This is a genomic window from Nitratireductor sp. B36 (assembly GCF_020833685.1).
Classification (GTDB): domain Bacteria; phylum Pseudomonadota; class Alphaproteobacteria; order Rhizobiales; family Rhizobiaceae; genus Nitratireductor.
This window is the reverse complement of the sequence record NZ_JACKZY010000001.1, coordinates 1,051,686-1,075,362: the sequence shown is the minus strand read 5'-3', so window position 1 is coordinate 1,075,362 and position 23,677 is coordinate 1,051,686. Positions and strand designations below refer to the sequence as shown.

General features: G+C 61.4%; 21 protein-coding genes. 16 read left to right on the top strand and 5 right to left on the bottom strand.

What is annotated here, in order from left to right; translation table 11 throughout:
• Positions 1-17: 17 nt before the first annotated feature.
• Positions 18-965, top strand: coding sequence for a cupin (locus H7H48_RS05250; RefSeq protein ID WP_229447730.1), 948 nt, complete (start codon positions 18-20; stop codon positions 963-965).
• A gap of 84 nt (positions 966-1,049) precedes the next feature.
• Here H7H48_RS05250 and H7H48_RS05245 read toward each other — a convergent pair whose 3' ends face one another.
• Entirely contained in the window at positions 1,050-2,180 is a 1,131-nt protein-coding gene (locus H7H48_RS05245; RefSeq protein ID WP_229447729.1) for an FAD-dependent monooxygenase, read from the bottom strand.
• 233 nt (positions 2,181-2,413) lie between these two features.
• Here H7H48_RS05245 and H7H48_RS05240 point away from each other — a divergent pair, with 233 nt between their 5' ends.
• The 15 genes from H7H48_RS05240 (at position 2,414) to H7H48_RS05170 (ending at position 16,047) form a co-directional block, all read left to right on the top strand.
• Positions 2,414-2,716, top strand: coding sequence for a recombinase-like helix-turn-helix domain-containing protein (locus H7H48_RS05240; protein ID WP_229447728.1), 303 nt, complete (start codon positions 2,414-2,416; stop codon positions 2,714-2,716).
• Positions 2,706-3,476, top strand: a complete 771-nt coding sequence (locus H7H48_RS05235; RefSeq protein WP_229447727.1) for an ABC transporter ATP-binding protein — start codon at positions 2,706-2,708, stop codon at positions 3,474-3,476. Before H7H48_RS05240 ends, H7H48_RS05235 begins: the two co-directional genes overlap by 11 nt.
• Before the next feature lie 26 nt (positions 3,477-3,502).
• Positions 3,503-4,477 (top strand): ABC transporter substrate-binding protein, encoded by a 975-nt coding sequence (locus H7H48_RS05230; protein ID WP_229447726.1) that lies wholly within the window; start codon positions 3,503-3,505, stop codon positions 4,475-4,477.
• Between the two features lie 59 nt (positions 4,478-4,536).
• A complete protein-coding gene (locus H7H48_RS05225) occupies positions 4,537-5,304 on the top strand; it encodes an ABC transporter permease (RefSeq protein WP_229447725.1) in 768 nt (255 codons plus the stop codon).
• 89 nt (positions 5,305-5,393) lie between these two features.
• A complete protein-coding gene (locus H7H48_RS05220) occupies positions 5,394-6,425 on the top strand; it encodes an aromatic ring-hydroxylating dioxygenase subunit alpha (RefSeq protein ID WP_229447724.1) in 1,032 nt (343 codons plus the stop codon).
• A complete protein-coding gene (locus tag H7H48_RS05215; RefSeq protein WP_229447723.1) occupies positions 6,422-7,162 on the top strand; it encodes an SDR family oxidoreductase in 741 nt (246 codons plus the stop codon). The genes H7H48_RS05220 and H7H48_RS05215 overlap by 4 nt, the downstream gene beginning before the upstream one ends.
• Positions 7,163-7,169: 7 nt before the next feature.
• Entirely contained in the window at positions 7,170-7,982 is an 813-nt protein-coding gene (locus H7H48_RS05210; protein ID WP_229447722.1) for an alpha/beta fold hydrolase, read from the top strand.
• A gap of 20 nt (positions 7,983-8,002) precedes the next feature.
• Positions 8,003-8,929 carry a VOC family protein gene (locus H7H48_RS05205; RefSeq protein WP_229447721.1) on the top strand — a complete coding sequence of 309 codons (927 nt, stop codon included), beginning with the start codon at positions 8,003-8,005 and terminating at the stop codon, positions 8,927-8,929.
• Positions 8,929-9,717, top strand: a complete 789-nt coding sequence (locus H7H48_RS05200; protein ID WP_229447720.1) for an SDR family oxidoreductase — start codon at positions 8,929-8,931, stop codon at positions 9,715-9,717. The genes H7H48_RS05205 and H7H48_RS05200 overlap by 1 nt, the downstream gene beginning before the upstream one ends.
• Positions 9,718-9,727: 10 nt before the next feature.
• Positions 9,728-11,401 (top strand): thiamine pyrophosphate-binding protein, encoded by a 1,674-nt coding sequence (locus H7H48_RS05195; RefSeq protein ID WP_229447719.1) that lies wholly within the window; start codon positions 9,728-9,730, stop codon positions 11,399-11,401.
• A gap of 3 nt (positions 11,402-11,404) precedes the next feature.
• The gene (locus H7H48_RS05190; RefSeq protein ID WP_229447718.1) at positions 11,405-12,229 is read left to right on the top strand and encodes an aspartate dehydrogenase; all 825 of its coding nucleotides are present in this window, start codon (positions 11,405-11,407) and stop codon (positions 12,227-12,229) included.
• Positions 12,230-12,243: 14 nt separating this feature from the next.
• Positions 12,244-13,737 (top strand): aldehyde dehydrogenase, encoded by a 1,494-nt coding sequence (locus tag H7H48_RS05185; RefSeq protein WP_370633309.1) that lies wholly within the window; start codon positions 12,244-12,246, stop codon positions 13,735-13,737.
• Positions 13,734-14,984: an FAD-dependent oxidoreductase gene (locus tag H7H48_RS05180; RefSeq protein WP_229447717.1), complete on the top strand. Its 1,251-nt coding sequence runs from the start codon at positions 13,734-13,736 to the stop codon at positions 14,982-14,984. Before H7H48_RS05185 ends, H7H48_RS05180 begins: the two co-directional genes overlap by 4 nt.
• Positions 14,981-15,448 (top strand): flavodoxin domain-containing protein, encoded by a 468-nt coding sequence (locus H7H48_RS05175; RefSeq protein WP_229447716.1) that lies wholly within the window; start codon positions 14,981-14,983, stop codon positions 15,446-15,448. Before H7H48_RS05180 ends, H7H48_RS05175 begins: the two co-directional genes overlap by 4 nt.
• The gene (locus H7H48_RS05170; protein ID WP_229447715.1) at positions 15,448-16,047 is read left to right on the top strand and encodes a pentapeptide repeat-containing protein; all 600 of its coding nucleotides are present in this window, start codon (positions 15,448-15,450) and stop codon (positions 16,045-16,047) included. Before H7H48_RS05175 ends, H7H48_RS05170 begins: the two co-directional genes overlap by 1 nt.
• Here the strand turns inward: H7H48_RS05170 and H7H48_RS05165 are convergent.
• The 4 genes from H7H48_RS05165 to H7H48_RS05150 all read right to left on the bottom strand — a co-directional run bounded on the left by H7H48_RS05165 (position 16,038) and on the right by H7H48_RS05150 (position 23,618).
• Positions 16,038-16,802, bottom strand: a complete 765-nt coding sequence (locus tag H7H48_RS05165) for an IclR family transcriptional regulator (RefSeq protein ID WP_229447714.1) — start codon at positions 16,800-16,802, stop codon at positions 16,038-16,040. The genes H7H48_RS05170 and H7H48_RS05165 overlap by 10 nt on opposite strands.
• A 297-nt stretch (positions 16,803-17,099) precedes the next feature.
• The gene (locus tag H7H48_RS05160) at positions 17,100-20,213 is read right to left on the bottom strand and encodes a UDP-N-acetylmuramoyl-tripeptide--D-alanyl-D-alanine ligase (protein WP_229447713.1); all 3,114 of its coding nucleotides are present in this window, start codon (positions 20,211-20,213) and stop codon (positions 17,100-17,102) included.
• A gap of 10 nt (positions 20,214-20,223) precedes the next feature.
• Positions 20,224-21,417, bottom strand: a complete 1,194-nt coding sequence (locus H7H48_RS05155; protein WP_229447712.1) for an HlyD family type I secretion periplasmic adaptor subunit — start codon at positions 21,415-21,417, stop codon at positions 20,224-20,226.
• A complete protein-coding gene (locus H7H48_RS05150) occupies positions 21,414-23,618 on the bottom strand; it encodes a type I secretion system permease/ATPase (RefSeq protein ID WP_229447711.1) in 2,205 nt (734 codons plus the stop codon). The genes H7H48_RS05155 and H7H48_RS05150 overlap by 4 nt, the downstream gene beginning before the upstream one ends.
• Positions 23,619-23,677 lie beyond the last annotated feature (59 nt).

Genomic DNA, 23,677 nt, shown 5'->3' with positions numbered 1-23,677 from the left:
ACAGGAGAGGAAAACCGATGACCATACACACGACTGCCGCTTCGGCGCTTGCTCAGGACCTTGCTGCCCATACGGGGCGCTTTACCGACAAGACGTTCGACTGGAACGCTTTTCCCTCGAATGCCGGTTTCGATGATCTGGCCCGCGCGCAGATGCGCTATATCGGTGCCGGCGGTTCGCCGAAAGTGGGCGATACAACGACCCTGAAGCCCGATCATTTCACGTTGAGCCTGATCCACAAGGAGCCGGGCAAATATGCCGCCTGCCACAGCCATGAGATCGAAGAGAGCTTCCTGATCATCGATGGTGTGCTCGTTGTGGGCTGGGAGAAGGATGGCGAGGTGGTCGAGGTCAAGCTTGGCGCCAAGGACATGATCCTCAACGCCCGCGAGATCGGCCACGGCTTCCGAAACGACGGCGTGGTGCCTGTGCTGATGTCGATTTCGGTCGATGTGGGCAAGCCGCTGCCGCCGGTCTATCATTATCATCCCAAGGAGCATCCGGCGGAGCTGGCGCGTAGCTTCGGCGCCGAACCCGGCAAGACGCTCCCCTTCGATCGCAATGGCAGCCACCCGCTGCAGAAGCTGATGGCGCAGTATGTGGTGCGCCACAGTGAACTGCCAACGATCTGGGAGAAGGCTGGCTTCACCCGCAAGGTCTATGTGGGCGAGGGCGGTATTCAGCACGACACTTGCCGCAAGGAAATGCTGGGCATTCCCTCCAAGGTTGGCATCAAACCGATCGTGCGTGATGTGGAGGATGCTTATCTTGTCCTTGAAGGATCGTTGATCGTCGGCTGGGAAGAGAATGGCGAAACTGTGGAGGTGGAGCTTGGGCCACGCGATCTGGTCAAGACACCGGCCGGCCGCAAGCACTGGTTCCGCAACAACGCCGCAGCGCCTGCCACGGTGTGGTCGGTCATCGGCTCGTCCAAGCCCGATGGGATTGTCTACGAGGCGGCGTAGGCTCCGCGCTCTCGAGAAATGAAAACGCCCCCGGCTTCGCCAAGTCGGGGGCTCTTTTGTTCCGATTTGTATAGCCGGCGGCGCTCAGGCCATTTCAGCAAGCTCCGTGGCCCAGGCATTGTAGCCATACACCCAGTCGGCATTGGTACCCTGTTTGAGCCAGTCATTGGCCAGCGAGCCCTCCTGCACCCGCGCCGTGCGCGGTATGCGCGCGCCTTCATAGCTGCGCAGGGCTTCGGGGATGGAAGCGGGCGTGGCGCCTTCGAGCGCCCTGGCCAGAACGACTGCATCCTCGATGGCCATGCAGGCACCCTGCGCCATGAAGGGCACCATGGGGTGAGCGGCATCGCCCAGAAGCGTAATCGCGCCGCGCGACCAGCGCTCCATGGGTTCGCGCACATGCAATGCTGAACGGGTTACGCTTTCGCAGGCGTCGAGCAGCGCGCGGGCTTCGGGGTGGAAATCCGCATAGGCGTCACGCAGTGCCTGAATATCTCCGGGCAATGTCCAGCCCTCTTCGGTCCAGTCATCCTGCGGTGTGGTGGCAAAGACGAAAATCTCCTTGCCCAGATTGAGCGGGAAGGTGACGATCTGGCGCTCGGGGGTCGGGCCCCACCATTTGGTGAAGGAATCGAGATTGGGAATGCCTTCGCCGCGCTCGCGCGGGAACACGGCCCTGTAGGACACCAGACCGGTGAAGCGTGGATGATCCTCGCCGAAGAGTGAATGCCGCACGGCCGAGTGAATGCCGTCAGCTCCGATCAGCACATCGCAGTCAAAGCGCGCTCCATCGGTCAGAAGAGCGGTCGCACCGGTCTCGTTCACCTCTGCGCTTTGCACCTGTGTTGCAAAGCGAATGGTGTCTGGAGCCAAAGCATTCTCTAGCGCTGCCAGAAGGTCAGCCCGGTGAATGGTAAGCTGAGGCGCGCCATAGCGTTCCTCGGCCGCCGTGCTCATGGGGAGGCGCGAGGTCTCCTCGCCGGTATCCCACGTGCGGCTGATGCGATATTCAGGCCGTGCCGCTGTCTTGCGCAAAAGGTCTCCGATCCCGAGCCCGTCGAGCGCATGCACTGCGTTTGGGGTGAGGTTGACGTCGGCACCGATGCGGCCGAAGGCGCGGGCGCGCTCGAAAATCGTGACCGCGTGCCCCTGTTGTTGCAGCGCGATCGCCGTTGCCATTCCACCAACGCCGCCACCGGCTATGCCGATCTTCATCCAGCTCACTCCCAATATGTTCAAATAAGAACTTATAGTTCAATAAATAACGGTATTCCGTGTGAAGTTCGGTGTCAACGCGGCCCCAGCATCAAGGCCGGGCGATCCGGTTGTTTGCGGAGAGGACCTCGGCCTCCCCAGCCGCTTGGAAGGGCAGTTGACAAGGAAGCCGGGATTCGTCATTCTAATTTTGAACAATGTGTTCTTATTTGAACGTTGAGTGGGAGCAAGAGATGGACGCCTTCAAAGATCGCCTGTCGCAGCGCGCCTTCGACACGGGGCGTCCCGGGCTGGAGCATCAATGCCGGGGGCGTGAGCTGGACGAGCGAGAGAACGCGCTCGCCGACGCGTTGATGGCGATCTATGCCACCGGTGAGCACGACTTTTCCGCAGTAGCGCAGCAACTGGCCGAAAAGGGCGTGGTTGCGCCTCGCTCCGGAAGAACAGACTGGACGGAAGAGCTGCTCAACGAAGAGCTCGTGGCAACGAACAGGGAACTGGACGCGGCGTACGAGGCTCACGGCTATGGCGCTTGAGTTTCGCTCTGTAAGCAAGGAGTTCACCACCGGGACCGGGCAGAACCTCGTTGCCGTGAAGGACATCAGTTTCCGGGTGAACGAGGGCGAATTCGTTTCCGTGGTCGGACCGTCCGGTTGCGGCAAGAGCACGATCCTGAGCATGACCGCCGGCCTCTACCAGCCAACGCGCGGTGAGGTTCTGGTCAGTGACGAGCCTGTCAGCGGCCCCAATGCGCATGTGGGCTTCATGTTGCAGAAGGATCTGCTTCTGCCTTGGCGGGATATCGTCTCGAATATTGAGTTTGGACTGGAAGCACGTGGCGTCGCGCGGGCCGAGCGGCGCGACCGCGCCATGGCAGAGTTGAAGCGCTGTCATCTGGCGGGGTTCGAGAACCATTTCCCATATCAGCTCTCCGGCGGCATGCGTCAGCGTGCGGCACTGGCACGAACGCTGGCGATCAAGCCGGAAATCGTCCTGCTTGACGAACCGTTCTCTGCGCTCGATGCGCAAACCAAACTGCTGCTGCAGAACAGCTTTGCCCGAACGATCTCCGAGACCGGAAAGACGACGCTGCTGATCACCCACGATCTGGCCGAGGCGGTTTTGATGTCTGACCGTATTCTCGTCCTGTCCGAACGCCCCGGCACGGTCGTGGCGGAGATCAAGGTCGACCTGCCGCATCGCGACGAGCCGCTGCAGCGCCGGGTCATGCCCGAAGTCAGCGACTACGCGGGGCAGATATTCAAGCATCTGAAGCTGGAAGAAAAAGCCATCTGATTGGCCACAAACAAAGGGGAATTTCGATGAAACGCATGCTCAAATCAGCACTTGCCGCTGCCATTCTGACGGCCTCGGCCGTGAGTGCGATAGCTGCCGAAAAAGTGACTTATCTCTTCCCGGCACCTGACTTCCTGCCGGCATTCGCACCCTTCCAGCTTGCCAAGAGCAAAGGCTATTTCGGTGATGCCGGTCTCGATGTGACATTTCAGGTGGGCAAGGGCGGCGCCGACGTGGCCACCCAGGTCGCGGTCGGCAATGCGGATCTTGGCGGAGGCATTGGCGACACGCCGATCATCGTGCGCGCCAACGGGCTCGACATTCGTGGCGTGGCCCTGCTCGGCGGGCGCGGCCTGACGCAGCTCGCCTGGCGCAAGGACAGCGGCATTACCGGGCCCGCGGACCTAAAGGGCAAGTCGATCGGCGTTCTCGCCTTTCAGGACACCACTTACTACAACCTGCTCGGCGTTTTGGCTTCGGCCGAGTTGAGCAAGGCGGATGCCGATATTCAGGCGGTCGGCCCGGGCGGCATCATTCAGTTGACCATCGCTGGAAACCTGCAGGCCATGTCCGGTGTGCCGGAATGGATTGCCGCCATCGAGGCAGCAGGCGTCGAGATGGAACAGATGCCGGTCGATGAAGTCTTCCCCGCCATGGCGCAAGCCATCATCGCGTCCGACAAGACCATCGAAGAGCGTCCGGAAGTGGTGCGCGGCTTCGTCGGTGCCGTACTGAAGGCGGTTGCCGATATCTCTGCCGATCCGGCTCAGGCGGCCAAGGACTATGTCGCCGCGGTCCCACAGCATGCGGGCAAGGAAGCCGAGATCGAGGGCATTCTGCGCTCTTATGCAACGCTGGTTTACCCCGAAGGCGAAAACCAGCCGCTCGGCGCATTCGATCCGACACGCATCGGCAAGGTGCAGGCCTTCTATGTCGACAATGGCATCGTCCAGACCGCCGTTCCGATCGATGATCTTTACACGAACGAATTCGTCCAATGACACAGGTCGGTTCGATGGAGACCGGGGCGAAAGCCCCGGCCGAGGTGGCAAAGCCCGTTATGAGTTCGCAGAGTAAGACATATCTGGCCAGTCTGGCGCTTCTGGTGCTCGTTTTGCTCGCCTGGCAGTTCCTGCCACCGGCGCTTGGGGTGCCGAAATTCATCATCCCGACGGTGACGGACTGCCTCATCGAGATGAAGCGCATGCTGCTTCAGGAAGGGTTGGTGGGCCACACGCTTTCGACGGCGCTCTACACGGTGCTCGGCTTTGCCATCGGAAGCCTGCTTGGTGCGGTGATCGGCTATCTGCTCGGTATGTCGGAATTCTGGGAGAAGGTGCTTTCGCCCTATATCCTGGCGCTTCAGATCGCCCCGAAAGTTGCCTTCGCACCGCTGTTCATCATGTGGTTCGGCTACAACGCCATGCCGAAGCTTCTGGTCACCGTGCTGATCGTGTTCTTTCCCGTTCTGGTCAATGTGCTGCAGGCCATGCGCACGGTCGACCGTGATCTGGTCAATCTGGCACGTGCCTACAACCTTTCCCGCTGGGGCATCTTCATGAAGGTCGAGATGCCGTCCACCCTGCCCAATCTGATGGCGGGGCTGAGGATCGCATCCACGCTTGCGGTGATCGGCGTGACGGTTGGTGAACTGGTGGGCGGAAACACCGGGCTCGGCTTCCTGATTTCCTACGGCGGCGGACAGGCGAATGCGGCGATGGTCTTCAACGCCATCGTGCTTCTGACCGTGATCGGCTTCCTTCTCTACACGGTGCTCGTGCGGATCGAGGAACGGGTGCTGCACTATCTGCCGAAAGCCCAGCATTAGACCTGCGCAAGACAGTGGGCCGAAGCTGGCTTTGAACAAACAAGACCACCGGAGGCGGGAGGCTTCCGGGATCCAGTACGGAGACGGACATGACAGGCATCGACAAAAAAGCGCTGATCGAGGAGCGGGTGAACACCGGTCTGCATGGCCAGTGGTACCCGGTGGCCAAATCGGTGGAGGTCAAGGCGAGCAAGCCCTATGGAACACGCGTGCTCGGCAACAAGATTGTCCTGTGGCGCGATGCAGAGAACCGGCTGCGCTGCGTGGAGGATTTCTGCCCACATCGCGGCGCGCCGCTCTCCTATGGCGAAATTCACGAAGGCAATATCGGCTGCCGGTATCATGGTGTTGTCGTGAATGGCGAGGGTGTGGTGGTGCGGGTTCCGGCCATGCCCGAATGCGCGCTGGAAGGGCGCAAGGCGCTTAAATCCTTCGAGGTCGCGGAAGCTGGTGATGCCGTATTCGTCTACATACGCTCCGCAGAACAGCCCGAAGCGCCGCCGCTGGCGCTGCCGAAAGAGCTGACCGATGAGGCCTGGACGGGCTTTCTGTGCACCGGCGAGTGGAAGACCAACTACCGCTATGCACTCGACAATCTCGCAGACCCGATGCATGGCTGCTACCTGCATGCGGAAAGCTTCACACTCGCCTTCGGTTCCAAACAGGATCTGATGAAGCTCGACAAGACCGACACGGGTTTCCGGGTCAGCCGTGTGGGGCAGGTCGGCGAAAATTTCGACTGGACCGAGTTCGAGGTTCATCCGGGCTCGATGTTCTGTTTCCTTGAGATCCCCTATCCGCCGGCAGCCGGTCCGGGCGGCGTGTTCCGCATCATCGGCTTTGTCACGCCCGTCGATGCCAACACCTGCAAGGTCTTTTTCTGGCGCATGCGCAAGGTCTCGGGGCTTGCTCGCGAAAGCTGGCGCTTCCTTTATCGGGCGCGCCTGGAAAAGACCCACTGGGACGTGCTCGAGCAGGATCGGGTGATGCTGGAGGGCATGCCCGACGACGCACGCAAGCGGGAAATGCTCTATCAGCACGACCTCGGCGTCTCCCGCGTCAGGCAGATTTTGACCCGCGCGGCAAAAAGCCAGATCGAAGCCGAGATGGCGGCTGAATGATGCTTGAGGGACGCACCATACTGGTGACGGGAGCCGCACGCGGGCTTGGCGCCGAAATCGCGCGATGCCTGGCGAAACACGGTGCGGATCTCGTGCTTGCCGACATAGCCGAGGAGGAGGGCCGCGCGGTCGCGAAAGAGACGAGCGCGCGCTTTATCCCGCTCGATCTTGGCGAGCCGGCATCGATCGAGGCGGCGGCAAAGGCGTTGGGCGAGGCGAATGGCGGCACCCTGCACGGGCTCGTCAACAACGGCGCCATCGCGACCGGCATTGGCGGCATCCCCTTCGATGAAATCGACATCGAAAGCTGGGACCGGGTGATGCGGGTCAATGTGCGCGGCACCTGGCTGATGACACGCGCGGTCGCGCCGCTTTTGAAGGCTGCGGGCTCAGGCCGGATCGTGAATGTCGCATCTGACACGGCGCTCTGGGGCGCGCCGCGCCTGCTGTCCTATGTCGCCAGCAAGGGAGCGATGATGTCGATGACGCGGTCGCTGGCGCGCGAACTCGGTCCCGACCGTATCGGCGTGACGGCGGTTGCCCCGGGCATTCTGACGACGGAGTCCACGGATTACGTACCGGAAGCCCGCCACCGGCTTTATGCCGAGGGCAGGGCAGTGCCTGGAGCACAGGCCCCGGACGAGATCACGGAAACCATTGCCTTTCTGCTCAGCGAGGGCGCGCTCGCGCTCACCGGGCAGATCCTGCCGGTCAACAATGGTTTTGTCTTCAATTGAGGCGGTCATGACGTTCAAAGAGCACATATCCGGCAATATCGCCTATCTCGAGCGCCTAGGTTCGGGCGGGCCGACGTTGGTGATGCTGCATGGGGTCGGCTCCAACGCGGCCTCCTTCGTACCGCTTCTGCCGCATCTCCCGCGGGACTGGCGCGTCGTCGCCTGGAACGCGCCGGGCTATTGCGGATCGGCTCCGCTCGATGCGGACTGGCCGCTGGCAAGCGATTATGCCGAGGCGCTGAAGGCGTTTCTCGACCGGCTGGAACTGGATAGGGTCTTTCTCGCAGGCCACTCGCTCGGCTGCCTGATGGCGGCGTCCTTTGCGAGCACACATCGCGACCGCGTCGCGCATCTCCTTTTGAGTTCGCCGGCACTTGGCCATGGCGTGCCGCGCGGGGCCGCTTTGAGTGCCGCTGCTCAGGCGCGCATTGACGACCTTGAGGCACTGGGCGCGGAGAAATTCGCCGCGCTGCGCGCGCCGCGGCTGGTCTTCGAACCGGAAGCCAACACCGACATCGTGGACCGTGTGCGCCATGGCATGGCGCAGGTGAGCGTGCCGGGCTACCCGCAGGCAGCGCGCATGCTGGCGTCCGGCCGTCTTCTGGATGATGCGGAACGCCTGCAGGTGCCGACAGACGTCATCGTCGGTGCGGAGGATGTCGTGACGCCGCCCGATTCTGCCCGCCGTGCCCATGCGGCGTTGCGCCAGCCATGGCGTGGTGCGCTCACGCTGGTGCCGGGTGCCGGGCACGCCCTTTACCAACAGTCGCCCGCCGCCTTTGCAGCGGCGCTGGACGCGTTTGCGGAAACAGCCGGCTGAAGCCGGCAGGAGGAACGAGCATGGCAGATACAGTTCGCGTCGGCAGCCTTCGGGGCATCATGATGCGTGGGCCTGGCATCACCGGCACGCTGCCGTTTTATGAGGATATGTGGGGGCTGAGCCTCGCTCACAAGGAAGACGGCTTGGCGCTTCTGCGCGGCACCGGAAGTGAGCCTTTCCTTTACGGCCTGAAGGACGGACCCGTCTACGGCATCGAATATGTGCATTTTGCGATGCCCGACCGCGCTTCGATGGACGCGCTCCATGCCCAGATCATCGAGCGTGGAGGCGTGGTGCTTGGTGAGCCGGGACCATTTGACGATTACGCCGGCGGCTATGGTTTCGAGATGCTCGATCCGGACAACAGGCGCCTTCGGTTCCGCACCGATGCCCTTAGCCTTGACGAGGAACCCGAATGGGCCAAGCCGCGCAAGGTGAGCCATGTGGTGCTGAACACGCCGGACATGGAAGGCGTTCAGGAATTCTACACCCATGTTCTGGGTTTCCGCGTTTCCGATTACTCCGCCGACCAAATGGTCTTCCTGCGGTGTAATTCGGATCACCATTCCATCGCGCTTGTGCGGGGCAATTATGCAAGCGTCAATCACGTTGCGTTTGAAATGCCCTCGATCGACGAGTTCATGCGCGGCATCGGCCGCATGAAACAGAAGGGTCATGTGCCGACCTGGGGGCCAGGGCGGCATGGGCCGGGCAACAACCCCTTCGCCTATTTCGTCTCGCCATCGGGCTTTGTCATCGAGTTCACCTCCGAGCTGCAGCAGATCGATGAGGAAACGCACGAGGCCCAGGTCTGGCCACGCGACAAGCCCGAAGCGATGGATCGCTGGATGACGGCGGGCCCCCCGACACCTGCCCAACGCGCCGTGATGCAGGGCAGGCCCGATCCCGGCTTCCCCGAACTCGCACCAACCGGGGGGAATGTCTGATGCACTACGGATATGACGGCAAGGTTGCTGTGGTCACCGGCGGTTCGTCCGGGATCGGTCTGGCAACGGTAGAAACGCTGCTCCAGTCGGGCGCGAAAGTCGCCTTCTGCGCCCGTACCGAAAGCCGGTTGAACGACGTGGCCGCGGTCCTCATCCGCGATCATGGCGAAGAACGGGTGATGGCAAAGGCCTTTTCGGTTCTCGAACCGGAGGCGGTGAAGGATTTCGCCAGATCGGTGGAAGACCGCTTCGGTGGCTGCGACCTTCTGGTGAACAACGCCGGGCAGGGACGCATTTCCACGTTTGAAGACACATCGGACGAGGACTGGCGCGCCGAATACGAACTCAAGCTGTTCAGCCAGATCCATCCAACCCGCGCCTTCCTGCCCATGCTGCGCAGGGCGAAGGGCGCCATCGTCGCGGTAAACTCGCTTCTGGCCTACCAGCCCGAGCCGCACATGGTCTGCACCTCATCAGCGCGGGCCGGGGTGCAGAACCTCGTCAAATCGCTGAGCGTCGAACTGGCACCCGATGTTCGGGTCAATTCGATCCTGCTTGGTCTGGTCGGTTCCGGTCAGTGGTCGCGCCGCTTTGCCGAACGCGAGGACCAGAGCCAGAGCCGCGCCGAATGGTATGGCGCTCTGGCGGCCAAAAAGGGCATTCCGCTCGGCCGCCTCGGCAATCCGGCGGAAGCGGCCGCCGCCATCGCTTTTCTCGGTTCGCCTGCGGCGAGCTACATCACAGGCGCCCAGCTCGAAGTTTCGGGCGGCCTGTCTCGTTACATTTGAAGGACACGGGATGAAACTCGAGACAATCACAGCCACCGAGACGGTCGGGGACCTCATCGCCCGCTATCTCGCAGAAATCGGCGTTACCACGGTGTTCGGGGTCATCTCCATTCACAACATGCCGATCCTTGATGCGATTGCACGGCAGCAGCGCATCCGGTTCGTGCCGGCGCGCGGCGAGGCGGGCGCCATGAACATGGCCGATGCCTATGCACGTGTTTCGGGAGAGCTGGGTGTCTGCCTGACCTCCACCGGCACCGCTGCCGGCAACGCGGCCGGCGCACAGGCCGAAGCGCTCACCGCCGGCTCGCGGGTTCTGCACATCACGACGCAGGTTGATCTGGAATTCGCCGACCGCGACCGCGCCGCCATCCACGATGTGCCACGCCAGCCACAAATGCTGCGCGGCGTCTCCAAGGCTGTGTTCCGCATGTGGGACGCCAATGGCGCGGTGGGGGCGTTGACCGCTGCGGTATCTGCGGCACTTTCGGCACCGAGCGGGCCGGTCAGCCTGGAAATACCGGTCGACGTTCAAAGGTCGCCTGCCTGCCCGACTGCGCGCATTCACAAGCCGCAGCCGATTCGCCCGGTGGCGCCCGACAGCGTGATCGACGAGATCGCCGAACTGGTGAAGGCGGCAAAACGCCCGCTTCTTTGGCTGGGCGGTGGTGCCAGCGAAGCCGGCGGGGAAGCGACCGAACTGATGCGCCGCGGTTTCGGCATTGTGACCTCGACCAATGGCCGCGCCATTGTTTCGGAAGCGGAGCCTGCCAGCCTCGGCGCCTTCAACATGACGCCGGAGGCCGTCGAGCTCTACAAGAGCTGTGACCTGATGATCGTTGTCGGTTCGCGCCTTCGCGGCAATGAAACGCGCAACAACAAGATGCCGCTGCCCCGGCCGCTGATCCAGATCGACGCTGACGCTGCACAGGGCGGGCGCAACTATCCGGTTGACGTGTTTGCCCATGGCGATGCCGCAGACACGCTGGCGCGCCTGCTTGAGCGCCTGCCGGACACGCTCGACACCGACACCAATCTTTCCTTCGACATCGCCCGCACACGGGCACAGGCCGAAGGCCGGATGCGCGATGTGCTTGGACCCTACCGGGTTGTGGCCGACACGCTGGCTGACCGGGTGTTCACCAATGGCCATGCCTGGGTACGGGACGTCACCATCTCCAACTCCACCTTCGGCAACCGCTATGTGCGCATTGCCGCACCCAATCTCGGCGTTCACGCGCTGGGCGGCGGCATCGGCCAGGGCGTCGCGATGGGCGTCGGGGCGGCGGTTGCGTCCAAGGGGGCGAAGGCGATCACGCTTCTGGGCGACGGCGGAACCATGCTCGGACTGGCCGAGATGATCACCGCGGTCGAAGAGAACGCGCCGCTCGTCTATCTCCTGATGAACGACAAGGCCTATGGCGTGATCCAGAACATCCAGGATGCACAGTATGATAGCCGCCGTCACTATTCGGCGTTGGCGACGCCGGACTTTGCCGGGTTCTGCAAGTCGATCGGTATGCCCCACCGGGTGATCAGCGACGTCGCAGACTTCCCCACAGCCTTTGATGAAGCTGTCGCCGCTGACGGACCGCAGCTCATTGAGATCGATATGTGCGCCATTGGCCCGTTCAACGAAGCCTTTGCCGGCCCGCCTGCGGGCGCCGCGGGCAAGGAGGCGTAGAGAATGAGGCTCGGACTGATCGGTTTTGGCAACATCGCCGGGACGCTGCTCGACCTGCTGTCAAAGACACTCGATGCGCCGCTGGCTCATCTGTGTGTTGTGACGCTGCCGGAGTTTGCCGCCGAAACGGAGGCGCGCCTTCGGGCGGAATTTGGTGCCGTGGCGCAGGACATTTCCGTTGTCGGTGATGCCGAAGCGCTGCTCGCCGAAAAGCCGGACCTGGTGGTGGAATGCGCGGGCCACGGGGCCGTGGTGGCACATGTGCCGCCGGTTTTGCGCGCTGGCACGGACGTGATCATCGTGTCGATCGGCGCGCTCTCCGATGCGGCGCTCGAGACCGATCTTCGGGCGGCCGCCAGCGCCGGCGGTGCGCGCCTCGTTTTGCCCGCCGGTGCTGTTGGCGGTATTGACCTGCTCTCCGCTCTGGGAGCGGCAGGCGGGCTGGAGGTGCGCTATCGCGGTTCCAAACCGCCGCGCGCCTGGAGCGGGACACCCGCCGAAGAGGCGGTCGATCTGGCGAACCTGACCGATGCAACCACATTCTTCACGGGCAACGCCCGCGAAGCCGCACGCGACTTTCCCAAGAACGCCAATGTTGCCGCAACGCTGGCATTGGCGGGAGCCGGGTTCGAGGCGACCCATGTGGAGCTGGTCGCCGATCCCGCCGCACCCGGCAATGTGCACGAATACTCGGTCGTCTCACCGCTGGCGAAATATTCGATGCGGATCGAGAACCTGCCATCCGCCGGCAATGCCAAGACATCCGTTTCAACGGTCTACAGCGTTCTGCGCGAGATCCGGAACCGGATCGGACCGGTGGCGATCTGAAAAGGGAGGCGAACATGATCGAACTGCCCCAGAATAAGCTCTTCATAGGCGGAGAATGGGAAGAGGGAAGTGGTGCCGAAATCACCTCGATCTTCCCTGCTGACGGCAGCGTCAACCGCGTGCTTCGTGGTGCAAGCATCGCCGATGGAGAACGTGCCATCGAGCGCGCGAAGAAGGCGCAGGCAGATCCGGCATGGCGCAATCTCAAACCGCATGAGCGGGCGCGCTTTCTCTACGCCATAGCCGACGGCATCGAGGCGAATGCCGAACGTATTTCCCATATCCAGAGCCGTGACACGGGCAAGACCCTGCGGGAGACAGGTGCGCTGGCCGCTTCCGCTGCCGGCACTTTTCGCTATTTCGGCGCGGTGCTGGAGAGTTCTGACGAGACGCTGACGGTCCAGCGTGGCGACGCCCTGACCATGTCGGTTCATGAACCACTCGGCCTTGTGGGCGCGATCACGCCGTGGAATTCTCCGATCGCCTCGGATGCGCAGAAGGTTGCTCCGGCGCTGGCTGCCGGAAACGCGGTGCTCTTGAAGCCGGCCTCCTGGTCGCCGCTGGTCTCTCTTGAACTGGCGCGGATCGTCGAGGCGTCGGGCCTGCCCAAGGGGTTGTTCTCGGTGCTGCCGGGATCGGGCCGGGAGATCGGGAATCTTCTGGTCGAGCATCCCGATATCGCAAAAATCAGCTTCACCGGCGGCACGGCGACGGGCCGTGCGCTTGCCGTGAAGGCCGCGCAGAAACTGATGCCGGTGTCGCTGGAGCTTGGTGGCAAGTCTCCGACCATTGTCTTTGCCGATGCCGATATCGAGCAGGCGCTGGCCGGCGTGCTGTTCGGCATTTTCTCGTCAACGGGTCAGAGCTGCATCGCCGGTGCGCGCCTCTTCGTCGAGCGGCCGATTTATGATCAGTTCGTCGAGCGCCTCGTGGCGGCGACAGAGCGCCTGAAAGTGGGACATCCCTTCGAAGCGGGGACGCAGGTCGCGCCGATGGTCCACTTCGATCACCGCGACAGTGTCGCAGAGCATGTCAGAAGGGCGATTGAAGAGGGAGCCGAACTCCTGACCGGCGGCAAAGCGCCCGAAGGCGATGTTTTCGACAAGGGTGCTTATTATCTGCCCACCATTCTTGCCGGTGTCGACAACACGGCGCGCATCTGCCGTGAAGAGGTGTTCGGGCCGGTTCTCGTCGTCCTGCCATTCGACAGCGAGGAAGACGTCATCGCGCAGGCCAATGATAACGAGTATGGTCTGGCGTGCGGCCTGTGGACCCGCGATTTCCCGAAAAGCTGGCGTGTCGGCAATGCCATCGGGGCAGGCACCGTCTGGATCAACACTTACAAGCAGTTTTCGATCTCAACGCCCTTCGGTGGCGAGAAGGAAAGCGGCATGGGGCGCGAGAAAGGCCGCGATGGCATCCGCGCCTATATGGCGCAAAAATCCTTCTACACCGATCTTTCGGGCGCGCCGCACCCCTGGGCGGCAGCCACGGTGAAGACCCAATGAGCCGCGCGGTCGCCATTGTCGGGTCGGGGCCGTCCGGCTGCTATCTGGCGCAAGCGCTCCTGAAGGCAGAGCCGGACCTCAGCGTCGATCTGATCGACCGCCTGCCCGTGCCCTATGGGCTCGTGCGCTATGGCGTGGCGGCCGATCATCAGGGCACCAAGGGGGTGATCCGGCAGTTCGAACGACTGTTCGAGCGACAGGGTGCGGGCTTCATCGGAAATGTTTCAATCGGCGAGGATGTCAGCCTCGATGAGCTGCGCGCGGCCTATGATGCCGTGGTGCTCGCCGCCGGCCTGTCCGCCGATCGCGCCCTTGGCATTCCCGGCGAAACGCTCAAGGGCGTTTATCGTGCGGGGCGTCTGACGCGCGCGCTTTATGAGCATCCCGATGCAGAGCCTCTGCCCGAACTGGGATCGCGGGTGGTCATCATGGGCAATGGCAATGTCGCCATCGACATTCTGCGCCTGCTCGCCAAGACCCCGGAAGAACTGGCCGGCTCCGATCTTGGTGCCGGGCCGACCGCCTGGCTTGCCGGTTCCGCAATCGAGGAGATCGAGATTGTTGGCCGCTCGCCGGCAGCAGCGGCCAAGTTCGATCCCGTCATGATCAAGGAATTGGCCAAGCTCGAGGGTGTGCGCATTCGCGTTATCGATGCGGGCGAGGGCGATGATCCGGAGGCGGCGAAGAAACTTGCAGCCCTTGCAGCGGTTGACGGTCATGGTTCCGGCCCGCGCCGCATAACGTTCCGATTTGGTCTCACGCCAAAAGAGCTTTCCGGCATCGATGGTAATCTGAAGGAAGCGCAGTTCGAGGACGGGCAGGGCAACACGGTGTCCCTGCCATGCAGCGCCTTTATCACCGCGATCGGTTTCGGCGCCCAGGATGGCTTGCCACGCGATGCGCTAATTGGCGCGGCGAGGGATAGGGAACTCGGGGTTCTCGATACGGGGCTCTATGCAACGGGGTGGTTCCGTCGCGGCCCGCGCGGAACGATCCCGGACAATCGCGCCGATGCACAGCGTCTGGCAGAGCGTATCCTTGCGGATTTTCAGGCAGGGGAGGGTTCGCCTCCAAAACCCGGCCGGAGCGCTTTTCCGGACTGGAGGCATGCGGTTGACTATCAGGGCTGGAAACGTATTGACGCTGCTGAACTTGCGGCAGCTCCGGAAAATCGTTGCCGCGCCAAGATTGCTTCGCGCGACGCCATGCTGGCGCTCGCCATTGAGAAACAGGAGCCTTCACAATGAACATTACGGTTCTATACGGCACCGAGACCGGCAATGCCGAGATGCTGGCCGAGGACATCATGTCCGAGCTCGAGGGCGAACATGATGTCGCCTGCAGCAATCTGTCGGATTTTGCGCCGGATGCCTTTGATACCGGGCGGCTTTACCTGATCGTCTGCTCGTCATATGGCGACGGAGAGCTCCCGGCTTCAGCCCAGCCCTTTGCCGAAGCGCTACAGGCAAACACGCCGGACCTGACTGGTGTTCATTTCGGTATTTTTGGCCTGGGAGACACGGAATATGAAGAGACATTCGGCTTCGGAAGCAAAAGCCTTGCGGAGCTTTTGAGCGCAAGAGGGGCGGTACAGATCGGCGAACGCATCACGCATGACGCCTCGGGCAGCGACATGGCCGAGGACCTGGCATTCCCCTGGGCAGCGCAGATCGTGGCGCTGGCTGAGGAAAAATTGGGCGAGACCGCGTGATGAAGGCCGCCGAAATTCGAGAACTGGTTTGTACACCATGGCACCATGGGGATTGCGTCGACCTCTCGGGCGTCATTTGCGAGGGGGCGCTGGATCTCGCCGGATGTGATGTGACGGGCGTGAATTTCACAGGGGCATTTTTCCCCGATGGCTTTGATGCATCAGGCGCTCGTTTTCGCGGCGTGAGCTGGTTCAGCCATGGTCATTTCGGCAAGGCCGCCAGCTTCGTAGAAGCCGTGTTTACCAATGATGCCCGCTTCGATCAGGCCACCTTTTCCGGCAAGGCATCATTTGAACGCGCCGAGTTCCGCGGTATCGCACGGTTCGACCGCGGTGACTTCGTCTCGGGAGCGAACTTTCGCAGCGTTGCATGTTACGGAAACTTCTCCCTGCACGGCGTGTGGATGCGCAAGCAGGCGGAGTTTCAGGGAGCCGAATGGTTGGGGGGGCTATGGTGCGAGGCGGCACAATTGCCTGAGAACGCCGACTTTGCGGACACCCAGGTTCATGGCCGCCTGTGGCTGCGTCACGCTGTCGTGGGAAACAGGCGGCTGCAAAGCAGCGCCTTCCCGCTTTCCTATGGGTACACCTACAGTTGATCGGCTGACCAGCCGCGATAGCCCAAAGCTTCGGACATGGCGCGGGCGACGGTCTTGAGCTCCTGCTCGATTTTCCCTGCATTGGGACTGTTTTCATCAAAAATGCTCGCGTGACCGGTCACGTTGATGGCACCAACGGCACGTGCCTGATGGTCGTGAATTGCGACTGCAGCGGAGCCGATCTCGCGCTCAAAATTAGCAACGCTCCACGCAATCCCACGGGCCCGGTCGGACTGAAGCTGCTTTTCCAGATCCGCAAGTGTGGTGCGTGTTTTGGTCGTAAACGATTCCATCGTCTGACCGGCATATAAGGACCGGAGTGAGGCAATCGGCAGTTCCGCCAGAAGGATGCGACCGATGGTGGTCGCATGCGCCGGCAGCCGGGTTCCCTCGCGCACGGTGCTGGCAAGGTGTGAATTCGGTGTTTCACGCGCCAGATAGACAATCTCCCGACCCTCCAGAACGCCAAGATGCGCCGACAGATTGAGTGATTCGACAAGCTGCTTGAGGAAGGGCCGCGCGACCTGAAGTATGCTTCGCTCGTTCAGGGCCTCCGAGGCAAGAGCGATGAGGCCGGTGCCGAGACGATATCCGCCATCATCGGCAATGGGTTCGATCATGCTTTCTGCCTCGAGCGTCGCAAGCAGACGGATGAGCGTCGTGCGGTTGATGTCGAGCGCCTTCGCCGCATTGCTTATGTTGCGGCACCGATTGCCCGCCGCGATATAGCGAAGCAGCGCAATTGCTCTGGTCACCGGGGGAACCACGTAAAGGGGTTCTTTTGTCTCTGCTTTATGCTCTTCTGCCACTTACGGCCCCGCTGAATCGGTCTTATTTGCTCACAATTATCATATTTGAACAGAGACCAGTAGCAGGCTGGCTTGATGAATGCCGCAAATGTCACGCTTATTTGCCGGGGTGGCAGGGACTTTGCCGTTGTGGCTACCAATAATCGGATTGTTTGTTTTGCCTGCCCGCGCCGAACGTGCACGCTTCAGGCGCTCTCCCTACGGTCTTTAACGATGCAACCGGCGTCCACGTATCCGGTGTTCTCAACGGATATTCGCGATGGCGCCTGCAAGGGTATGCAGTCTGGTGCTGTTGGATCCCTTGATCAACACAATGTCGCCATTCCGGATATCTGCAAGAAATGCTTGGTGCATCTCTTCCAGTGTTTTCGCGTAAACTCCTTTGCAGGCATCCGGCAGGGCGGCCCAGAAATCTTCGTAAAGTGTTCCGAGCACGCAAACCCGGTCGATGCCATTTGCCTCGATCAGGGGTGCCAGACCGGTGTGAAAATCCCGGCTTTGAGCACCCAGCTCTGCCATCTCGCCCAAAAAAGCGATCCTCCGACCAGCCCCGGTTCTTTTGCCGAGATTGGCAAAGGCGGCTCTCATGGAGGCTGGGTTGGCATTGTAGGCATCGTCTATCAGATGAATGGTGCACCCGTTGATGGTCAGCCGGTGCTCTGCACCGCGTCCGGGCAGGGGCGAGAAACTGGCCAATTGGTCTAGGGCCGCATCAAGCGGGTGCCCGAGGGCCGCCACAGCAGCAAGGATGGCGAGGCTATTAAGCGCCATGTGCTCGCCGGCGGCACCAAGCGCATACCGCACTGCCTGCCCATTGACGCGGGCCTCAACAGATCCGTTTTGCGCGTCGTAATTGATAAGCCGATATTCGCACTCCTCGCCGAGGCCATAATGGAGGATTTTCAGGTTGCGGGCCCGAGCGGCGGCGTGGACCACATCCCACTCCTGCATGTCGCGGTTGAGGATTGCCACGCTACCCGAAGTCATGCCCTCAAAGATCGCGCTTTTTGTCACGGCGATGTCGCGCGGCGTGGTTGTCTCGGAGAGGTGCGCTGGCGCTATGTTGGTAAAAATGGCGACATCCGCTTTCGCCATGCGCGCGCTCTGACCCATGCGGCCGACCGCCAGCTCGAGCACCACGTGATCTGTCGCAGCAGGTATCGAGGCAAGATTCCAGGCCACACCGTGTGGAAGATTGGCATTGTGCGCGGTCTGGGCGACGCTTCCATATGGCGACAGTGCGTGGGCCAGCATTGCGACGGATGTCGTCTTTCCGGCGCTACCCGTGATGGCGAGAAGCTTGCCGCTCATACGCTGGCGCGCATAGCGCCCCAGGGCGAGAATGGCGGCTCCGGTATCTCTCACCGCAAGAACGGGAATATTGTCTGGGACCGGGGCCTGGGGATTATCCGTGATGATAGCCGCCGGTGGCGGCTTCATGCCGGCAATCACGTTCGGTGGTATTCCTCTACCGGTCTTTCCGACACGCATGGTGACCATTTGCCCGGGCTTGCGCGTGGGAGCGTGAATGCACAGTCCCGTAGCGGTCCAGCCAGTCTCCGGCGGAACGATCCAGTGGCCGCCCGTTGCCTCGGCAACGGTGGACGAGTTCCAGATGGCGGCGGTCGACGTGCGCAGAAGAGGTCTACGGTCAGCAGGATCACGTGAATGCTGCGCCACCAGTGACTGGAAACCGGGGCGCAGCTGGAGATAATTCCGGTATGCTATGAAGCCGGACAAATAGTGCTCCACATCGTCGATGCGCACCCGGAACGCATGGTGGCGAATGAAAAAGCTCCCCGCCACCCGGTTCGGCGTTCGAAAGAACATCGCTGTCTCCGGCCAGAAGAACCCGTTCAACAGGTATCGGGCACGAAACTCGAGCGCTTCACTGAACGCGACAAGATCGATCCTGCGCAGAAGATGCGTCATCTGGGGAAAATCGCCGATCCGACTGATCAAAGAGCGTGCAGCCATCATCAGTTCAAGAAGCGTGGGAAAAGTGGTGATGCGCTGCCGCACGAAATCCAGATGACCGGCGACATTTTGCAGCCCGAAGATGAAATAGCGCTCTTCCGGTCGATGGCGGGTCAGTTCGTTGACGCAATAGCTCAGCCAATGGTCGTGATGGCGCCAGTGGTTTTGGGCGATAAAATGGTCGAACGCCTTTTCCACGGCATCCAGCCAACGAGGATCCCTGGTGATGTCATAGAGACGCATCAGGCCGAAGGCAGCTTCGCCCTCGTAGTAGATGGTGCGGAAAGCCGTCTTCATTTCCAAGGAGGGAAAGTGCAGCACATGGTTGAACGAGCCGGTTCGCCGATCCTGCATGTAAAGAATGCCGAGCGCGAGCTTTTCCATCAACGGAAGATGGGTCTGGTCGCCGGTGGTGGTCGTATATTTGCTGAGCGCCAGCAGAGCGACGGCATTGCCACCCAGCTTGATCTCGTCGCCGACATCCACCAGGAATGCAGCCCGCCCGCCATCCGGTAGATCAGCTTCGCGAATGAACTCCCGATTCATACGCCCAATGGAGCGATCTATGGCGCTTTTCAGTGTCGCCTCGCGCGTCACTTCCCAGGCTTCAAGCATGGCGTAGGTGGTGCTTGCATGGCGCAGCGTGTTGTATGCTTCAATGCGCCGGTCGAAACAGGGGTGGAACCCGTAAACGAATGCGCCATCATCTCCCACCTGCCGGGCGAGATATCCAGAGGCCGATCGAACCAGATGATCGACGAGAGGGGCGTCGAGGTCTTCGACGTGCCGCCGTCCCGCATCCGGTCCCGCTTCGTTGAGTGGATGCAGACCGCCATCGACATCGCGGAACACGCCTTTTGTGGAGAATATGAAAACCGCCCGCTCGTCATTGAAATCCATGGCGGCGGTGCCGGGATATTTCGCACCAGCATATCGTGCGAAATTCTTCTCGTTGAGTGTGGCGTGGGCCATGCGATTGCCGCCATAAAGCATCGCATTCGCATTCAGCTCCTGCTCCAAGAAGGCCCTGTGAAAGCCTGCATCGAGCGCAATACCGCATCGAAAATAATTTCGCTTGGTACGGGTCAGACTCTCACGCAAATCCTTCCAACTGCAGGCCTCGGCGCGATCAATCCAGTCCACCCGCAGCCATCGCCCTTCGAGCCTGTCCTTGCGCATGACTTGCCGAAGTTGCGCCAGCCCTTTTTGCCATGCGGCTTCGAGGGTGGCGCCGGTGGCAGAGACCACGCGCGCACGCATCTCGCCGTCGGAAACGGAAAAAAACAACACCACCGCCGGAAACGGTGCCTGAAGCGGCACGATGCCTTTGCGCAGAGCCGTTCTGATTTCTGACAAGCCGTCGAATTTCTCGTGTCGCATAGGTTCTGCCTTAACGTTCACGCAGTGCTTCGCGCGCGCGATTGAAAGGTTTGATGAGGTAGTCCAGAACGGTCTTGCTTCCGGTGTGAATGTCGACGGTGGCGACCATCCCCGGCACGATGGGAAAACGCTTTCCAGCCTCGTTGACGAGGGCGTCATCATCGGTTTCGATAAAGACGCGATAGTAATATTTCTCCTTCTCCACCTCGTCCTGGATTGTGTCCGGTGAGATGGTTGTCACCTCTCCGTCAATGTCTCCGTAGATGGCGTAGTCATAGGCGCTGATCTTGACGTTCGCTCTCTGGCCCGGATGGATGAAGGCGATATCGCGCGGCGAGATGCGGGTCTCGATGAGCAGTTGATCATCAAGTGGAATGATATCCATTAGCTTCCCGTTCGGGGGGACGACGCCCCCGATGGTGGAAACCTCGATGTTCTTGACGATGCCGCGCACTGGCGAGCGGTGGGTCAACCGGGCGAGACTGTCGGAGCGGCCTCGGACAACCGGGGAAAGAGCGCTCATCTCGGCGTTGGCTTCGGAGAGTTCCTCCCGGGCGCGAACAAGGTACTCGGATTTGACTTCGGCTTTCTTGAGTTCCAGCTCGGCGGCCTGACGCTGAAGGCGGATGATTTCGACATTGCTCGCCGCGCCGATCGCAGACAGAGATTTGTTGATCTCCAGCTCCTTGGTGACGAGGAGGAGTGATTCTTCGATCCAACGCAGCGATGCACGCAAGGAGCGCCGTCGCTCCTCATAGAGCTCGCGTTCCGCTCTGATCAGATCTGGATATTCCTGCAGGTCTTCAGGAAACCGAAGCGGTGTCTGATTGACCTCTGCCTGCAGTCTCGCGGACGCGGCCTGGGCGGCCCGGTACTTGGCTGCGCTTTCTTCTACGTCGGACGCTTTTCTCGTGGGGTCGAGCTGCGCCAGCAACTGGCCCGGATTCACCACCTGATCTTCACGAACGTGAAGCGCGGCAAGAATACCGCCTTCGAAGGATTCGATCGCCTGTTCACGCTTGGTTGGGATAACGCGTCCGCTGCCTGAAGACACCTCATCGAGGGTTGCGAAATACGACCATACAAGCGCTGCCGCCAGCAGGAAGCACAGAACCCGCACAATGCGTGTGGATCGTGACAGCCGGACATCGTCGTGATCGCCATACTCCCAGCCGTGCGTGTCGTCCTTGTGAAGCAGCGTCATGATCGGCTCTCCTCATTCGCGGCTTGACGATTGCCCGGTCGATTGGCCGGGACGACCTTTTTCACGCCTTGCAGCACCTTCAAGGCCGCATCCTTTCTGTCATCCAGCGCCACCTGACCGTTGTCGAACACAACGATCCGCTCGACCAGATCGAGAATGCGCATGCGGTGTGTGGCGATCACCACTGTCCGGTCCGCGGCCCAATCGTTGAAGCGCGTTATGAACTGGCGCTCGGTCGCCTCATCCATTGCCGCGGTGGGCTCGTCGAGAAGGATGATTGTCGGTTGTCTGATCAGCAGACGAGCCAGCAACAGTGACTGCCTCTGACCGCCTGAAAGCCCGAGGCCACCCTCTTGGATGGGATGATCGAGACCTTGCGGCAGGCGGCGTATGAATTCATCTGCGCCCACCATGGCCAGAGCTTCGAAGAGTGCGTCCTGCGAAGCATGTGGTGCTCCAAGCGTGACATTGTCCCGGATGGTGCCATGGAAGAGCCGCGCGTTCTGTGTGAGCAGACCGACATCACGTCTGACATCCGCAGGATCGATGTGGCCAAGCGCGAGATCGTCCAGGGTCACATCTCCAGAAAATGGTTCCATCATGCCTGAAAGCGCTTGCAAAAATGTGGACTTGCCGGCGCCATTCTTACCCAGAACGGCGACTTTCTCCCCGGCTTCTATGTCCAGATCCTTTACCGTCAGCGCCGGTTGCATGCTGAAATCGCCATAGGTGAACACGGCCATGCGCATGTGGTATGCGCCGCGCAGAGCCGTTGCCGACACCCGCACCTCGGTATCGGGGTGATCTACCGGCATCTCCATGATCGCGTTGAGGCTTTTCAGTCCGACTTTTGCCTGCTGCAGACGGCCAAACACCTGAGTGATCTGCGCCATGGGCGCCATCATCCGCGAGCCCAGAATGGAACAGGCAACCAGAGCGCCCGTAGTCATGTCACCATTCATGACCAACGGCGCACCGAAGAAAACGATGACAGCGAACGTGCCTGTCTGCACCGTGTGGCCCCATCCCGTGAGCGCGCTGGTGATCGAGCGGAGGCGCAGCTGGGCCTCGGCTGCGACGGCGTTGAAATGGTTCCAGCGTTGCTGAAAGCGCTCCTCCGCCTGCAACGCTTTCACGTCCTCGATGCCCTGCACCGCCTCGACCAGCATCGCATTGCGCAACGAGGCCTCGCGCATGGCTTCGCGCGCACTGGCGCGCAGCTTGCCTTGAGCCATCAGCCCCGGAGCGACCAACAGAAGGAGGGCCGCGGCGGGAATGATGACCAGCGGTCCGCCAATGAGCCAGAATATACCGAGGAAGAGAAAGAAGAATGGAAGGTCCGAGACGGCCGACGCTGTTGTCGACGTCAGCAATTCGCGGACCTGTTCCATATCGCGCAGTTGCGCAATGAACGTCCCCGTGGATGTCGGTCGGGCTGTGTTCTTGACCCGCAATGCATGGCCAAAAAGAACGTCGGACATCCGCAGGTCGACGCGCTTGCCCACCGTGTCGAGAATGCCTGTTCGCAGCCGGCGTATGATGAAATCGAAGAGCACTGCCAGCAACACACCTGAAAACAGGACGAAGAGGGTGTTCATCGAGTTTGCTGGCACCACCCGGTCATAAACCTGCATGGAGAAGATGATGCCGGCCAGCGCGAGGAGATTGGCCATGAGCGAGGCCAGCATCACATGGGCATAGGGCCGCAGATCACGCAGAGCGATGCGCCGGAACCAGTTCCTGCGATAGGGAGCGATATAGGCGTCCACGCGTTCATCGGCGATTGCGCGCTGAGGGCGGGCGAGCACCATCAGCCGCGTTTCGTTCAACAGGTCGTCGAGCGGGATGGGGGTGGGCTGGCCGGCATCACCGCTGAAGACCACAGATGCGTGTCGCTCTGCGCTCAGTGCAACTACAACCCCGACAAGCCCGTTTTCGAACTCGACCAGAACCGGCAGGCGCCAGCTATGGAGCTTGCGAAGCCGCACTGGCTTTGCCCGCAGCCCCAGTTTTCGGGACACCCTGATGATGCTCTCGGCTTTGTCGGGCGTTTCCAGGGCCTGCGCCAGCTGGCGGGCACCCTGTGCGGAAAACGGCACGTTGTAGTGCCGCGCCACATGTTCCAGCGCCTCGATCCAGGCCGAGAGATCGGGCCTATCTCGATCAGGTAGTTCCACCTGCTCCATGTCGGGGCCCATCATGCGATCCCCTTCGGTTGATCAATCAATGTGTTTCGGTCGCGCGATCTTGCAACCGCACG

What these genes read in the sequence shown, in the direction of transcription:
- H7H48_RS05250 (WP_229447730.1), top strand. Translation starts at nt 18, where the DNA reads ATGACCATACACACGACTGCCGCTTCGGCGCTTGCTCAGGACCTTGCT.
- H7H48_RS05245 (WP_229447729.1), bottom strand. Translation starts at nt 2,180, where the DNA reads ATGAAGATCGGCATAGCCGGTGGCGGCGTTGGTGGAATGGCAACGGCG.
- H7H48_RS05240 (WP_229447728.1), top strand. Translation starts at nt 2,414, where the DNA reads ATGGACGCCTTCAAAGATCGCCTGTCGCAGCGCGCCTTCGACACGGGG.
- H7H48_RS05235 (WP_229447727.1), top strand. Translation starts at nt 2,706, where the DNA reads ATGGCGCTTGAGTTTCGCTCTGTAAGCAAGGAGTTCACCACCGGGACC.
- H7H48_RS05230 (WP_229447726.1), top strand. Translation starts at nt 3,503, where the DNA reads ATGAAACGCATGCTCAAATCAGCACTTGCCGCTGCCATTCTGACGGCC.
- H7H48_RS05225 (WP_229447725.1), top strand. Translation starts at nt 4,537, where the DNA reads ATGAGTTCGCAGAGTAAGACATATCTGGCCAGTCTGGCGCTTCTGGTG.
- H7H48_RS05220 (WP_229447724.1), top strand. Translation starts at nt 5,394, where the DNA reads ATGACAGGCATCGACAAAAAAGCGCTGATCGAGGAGCGGGTGAACACC.
- H7H48_RS05215 (WP_229447723.1), top strand. Translation starts at nt 6,422, where the DNA reads ATGATGCTTGAGGGACGCACCATACTGGTGACGGGAGCCGCACGCGGG.
- H7H48_RS05210 (WP_229447722.1), top strand. Translation starts at nt 7,170, where the DNA reads ATGACGTTCAAAGAGCACATATCCGGCAATATCGCCTATCTCGAGCGC.
- H7H48_RS05205 (WP_229447721.1), top strand. Translation starts at nt 8,003, where the DNA reads ATGGCAGATACAGTTCGCGTCGGCAGCCTTCGGGGCATCATGATGCGT.
- H7H48_RS05200 (WP_229447720.1), top strand. Translation starts at nt 8,929, where the DNA reads ATGCACTACGGATATGACGGCAAGGTTGCTGTGGTCACCGGCGGTTCG.
- H7H48_RS05195 (WP_229447719.1), top strand. Translation starts at nt 9,728, where the DNA reads ATGAAACTCGAGACAATCACAGCCACCGAGACGGTCGGGGACCTCATC.
- H7H48_RS05190 (WP_229447718.1), top strand. Translation starts at nt 11,405, where the DNA reads ATGAGGCTCGGACTGATCGGTTTTGGCAACATCGCCGGGACGCTGCTC.
- H7H48_RS05185 (WP_370633309.1), top strand. Translation starts at nt 12,244, where the DNA reads ATGATCGAACTGCCCCAGAATAAGCTCTTCATAGGCGGAGAATGGGAA.
- H7H48_RS05180 (WP_229447717.1), top strand. Translation starts at nt 13,734, where the DNA reads ATGAGCCGCGCGGTCGCCATTGTCGGGTCGGGGCCGTCCGGCTGCTAT.
- H7H48_RS05175 (WP_229447716.1), top strand. Translation starts at nt 14,981, where the DNA reads ATGAACATTACGGTTCTATACGGCACCGAGACCGGCAATGCCGAGATG.
- H7H48_RS05170 (WP_229447715.1), top strand. Translation starts at nt 15,448, where the DNA reads ATGAAGGCCGCCGAAATTCGAGAACTGGTTTGTACACCATGGCACCAT.
- H7H48_RS05160 (WP_229447713.1), bottom strand. Translation starts at nt 20,213, where the DNA reads ATGCGACACGAGAAATTCGACGGCTTGTCAGAAATCAGAACGGCTCTG.
- H7H48_RS05155 (WP_229447712.1), bottom strand. Translation starts at nt 21,417, where the DNA reads ATGACGCTGCTTCACAAGGACGACACGCACGGCTGGGAGTATGGCGAT.
- H7H48_RS05150 (WP_229447711.1), bottom strand. Translation starts at nt 23,618, where the DNA reads ATGATGGGCCCCGACATGGAGCAGGTGGAACTACCTGATCGAGATAGG.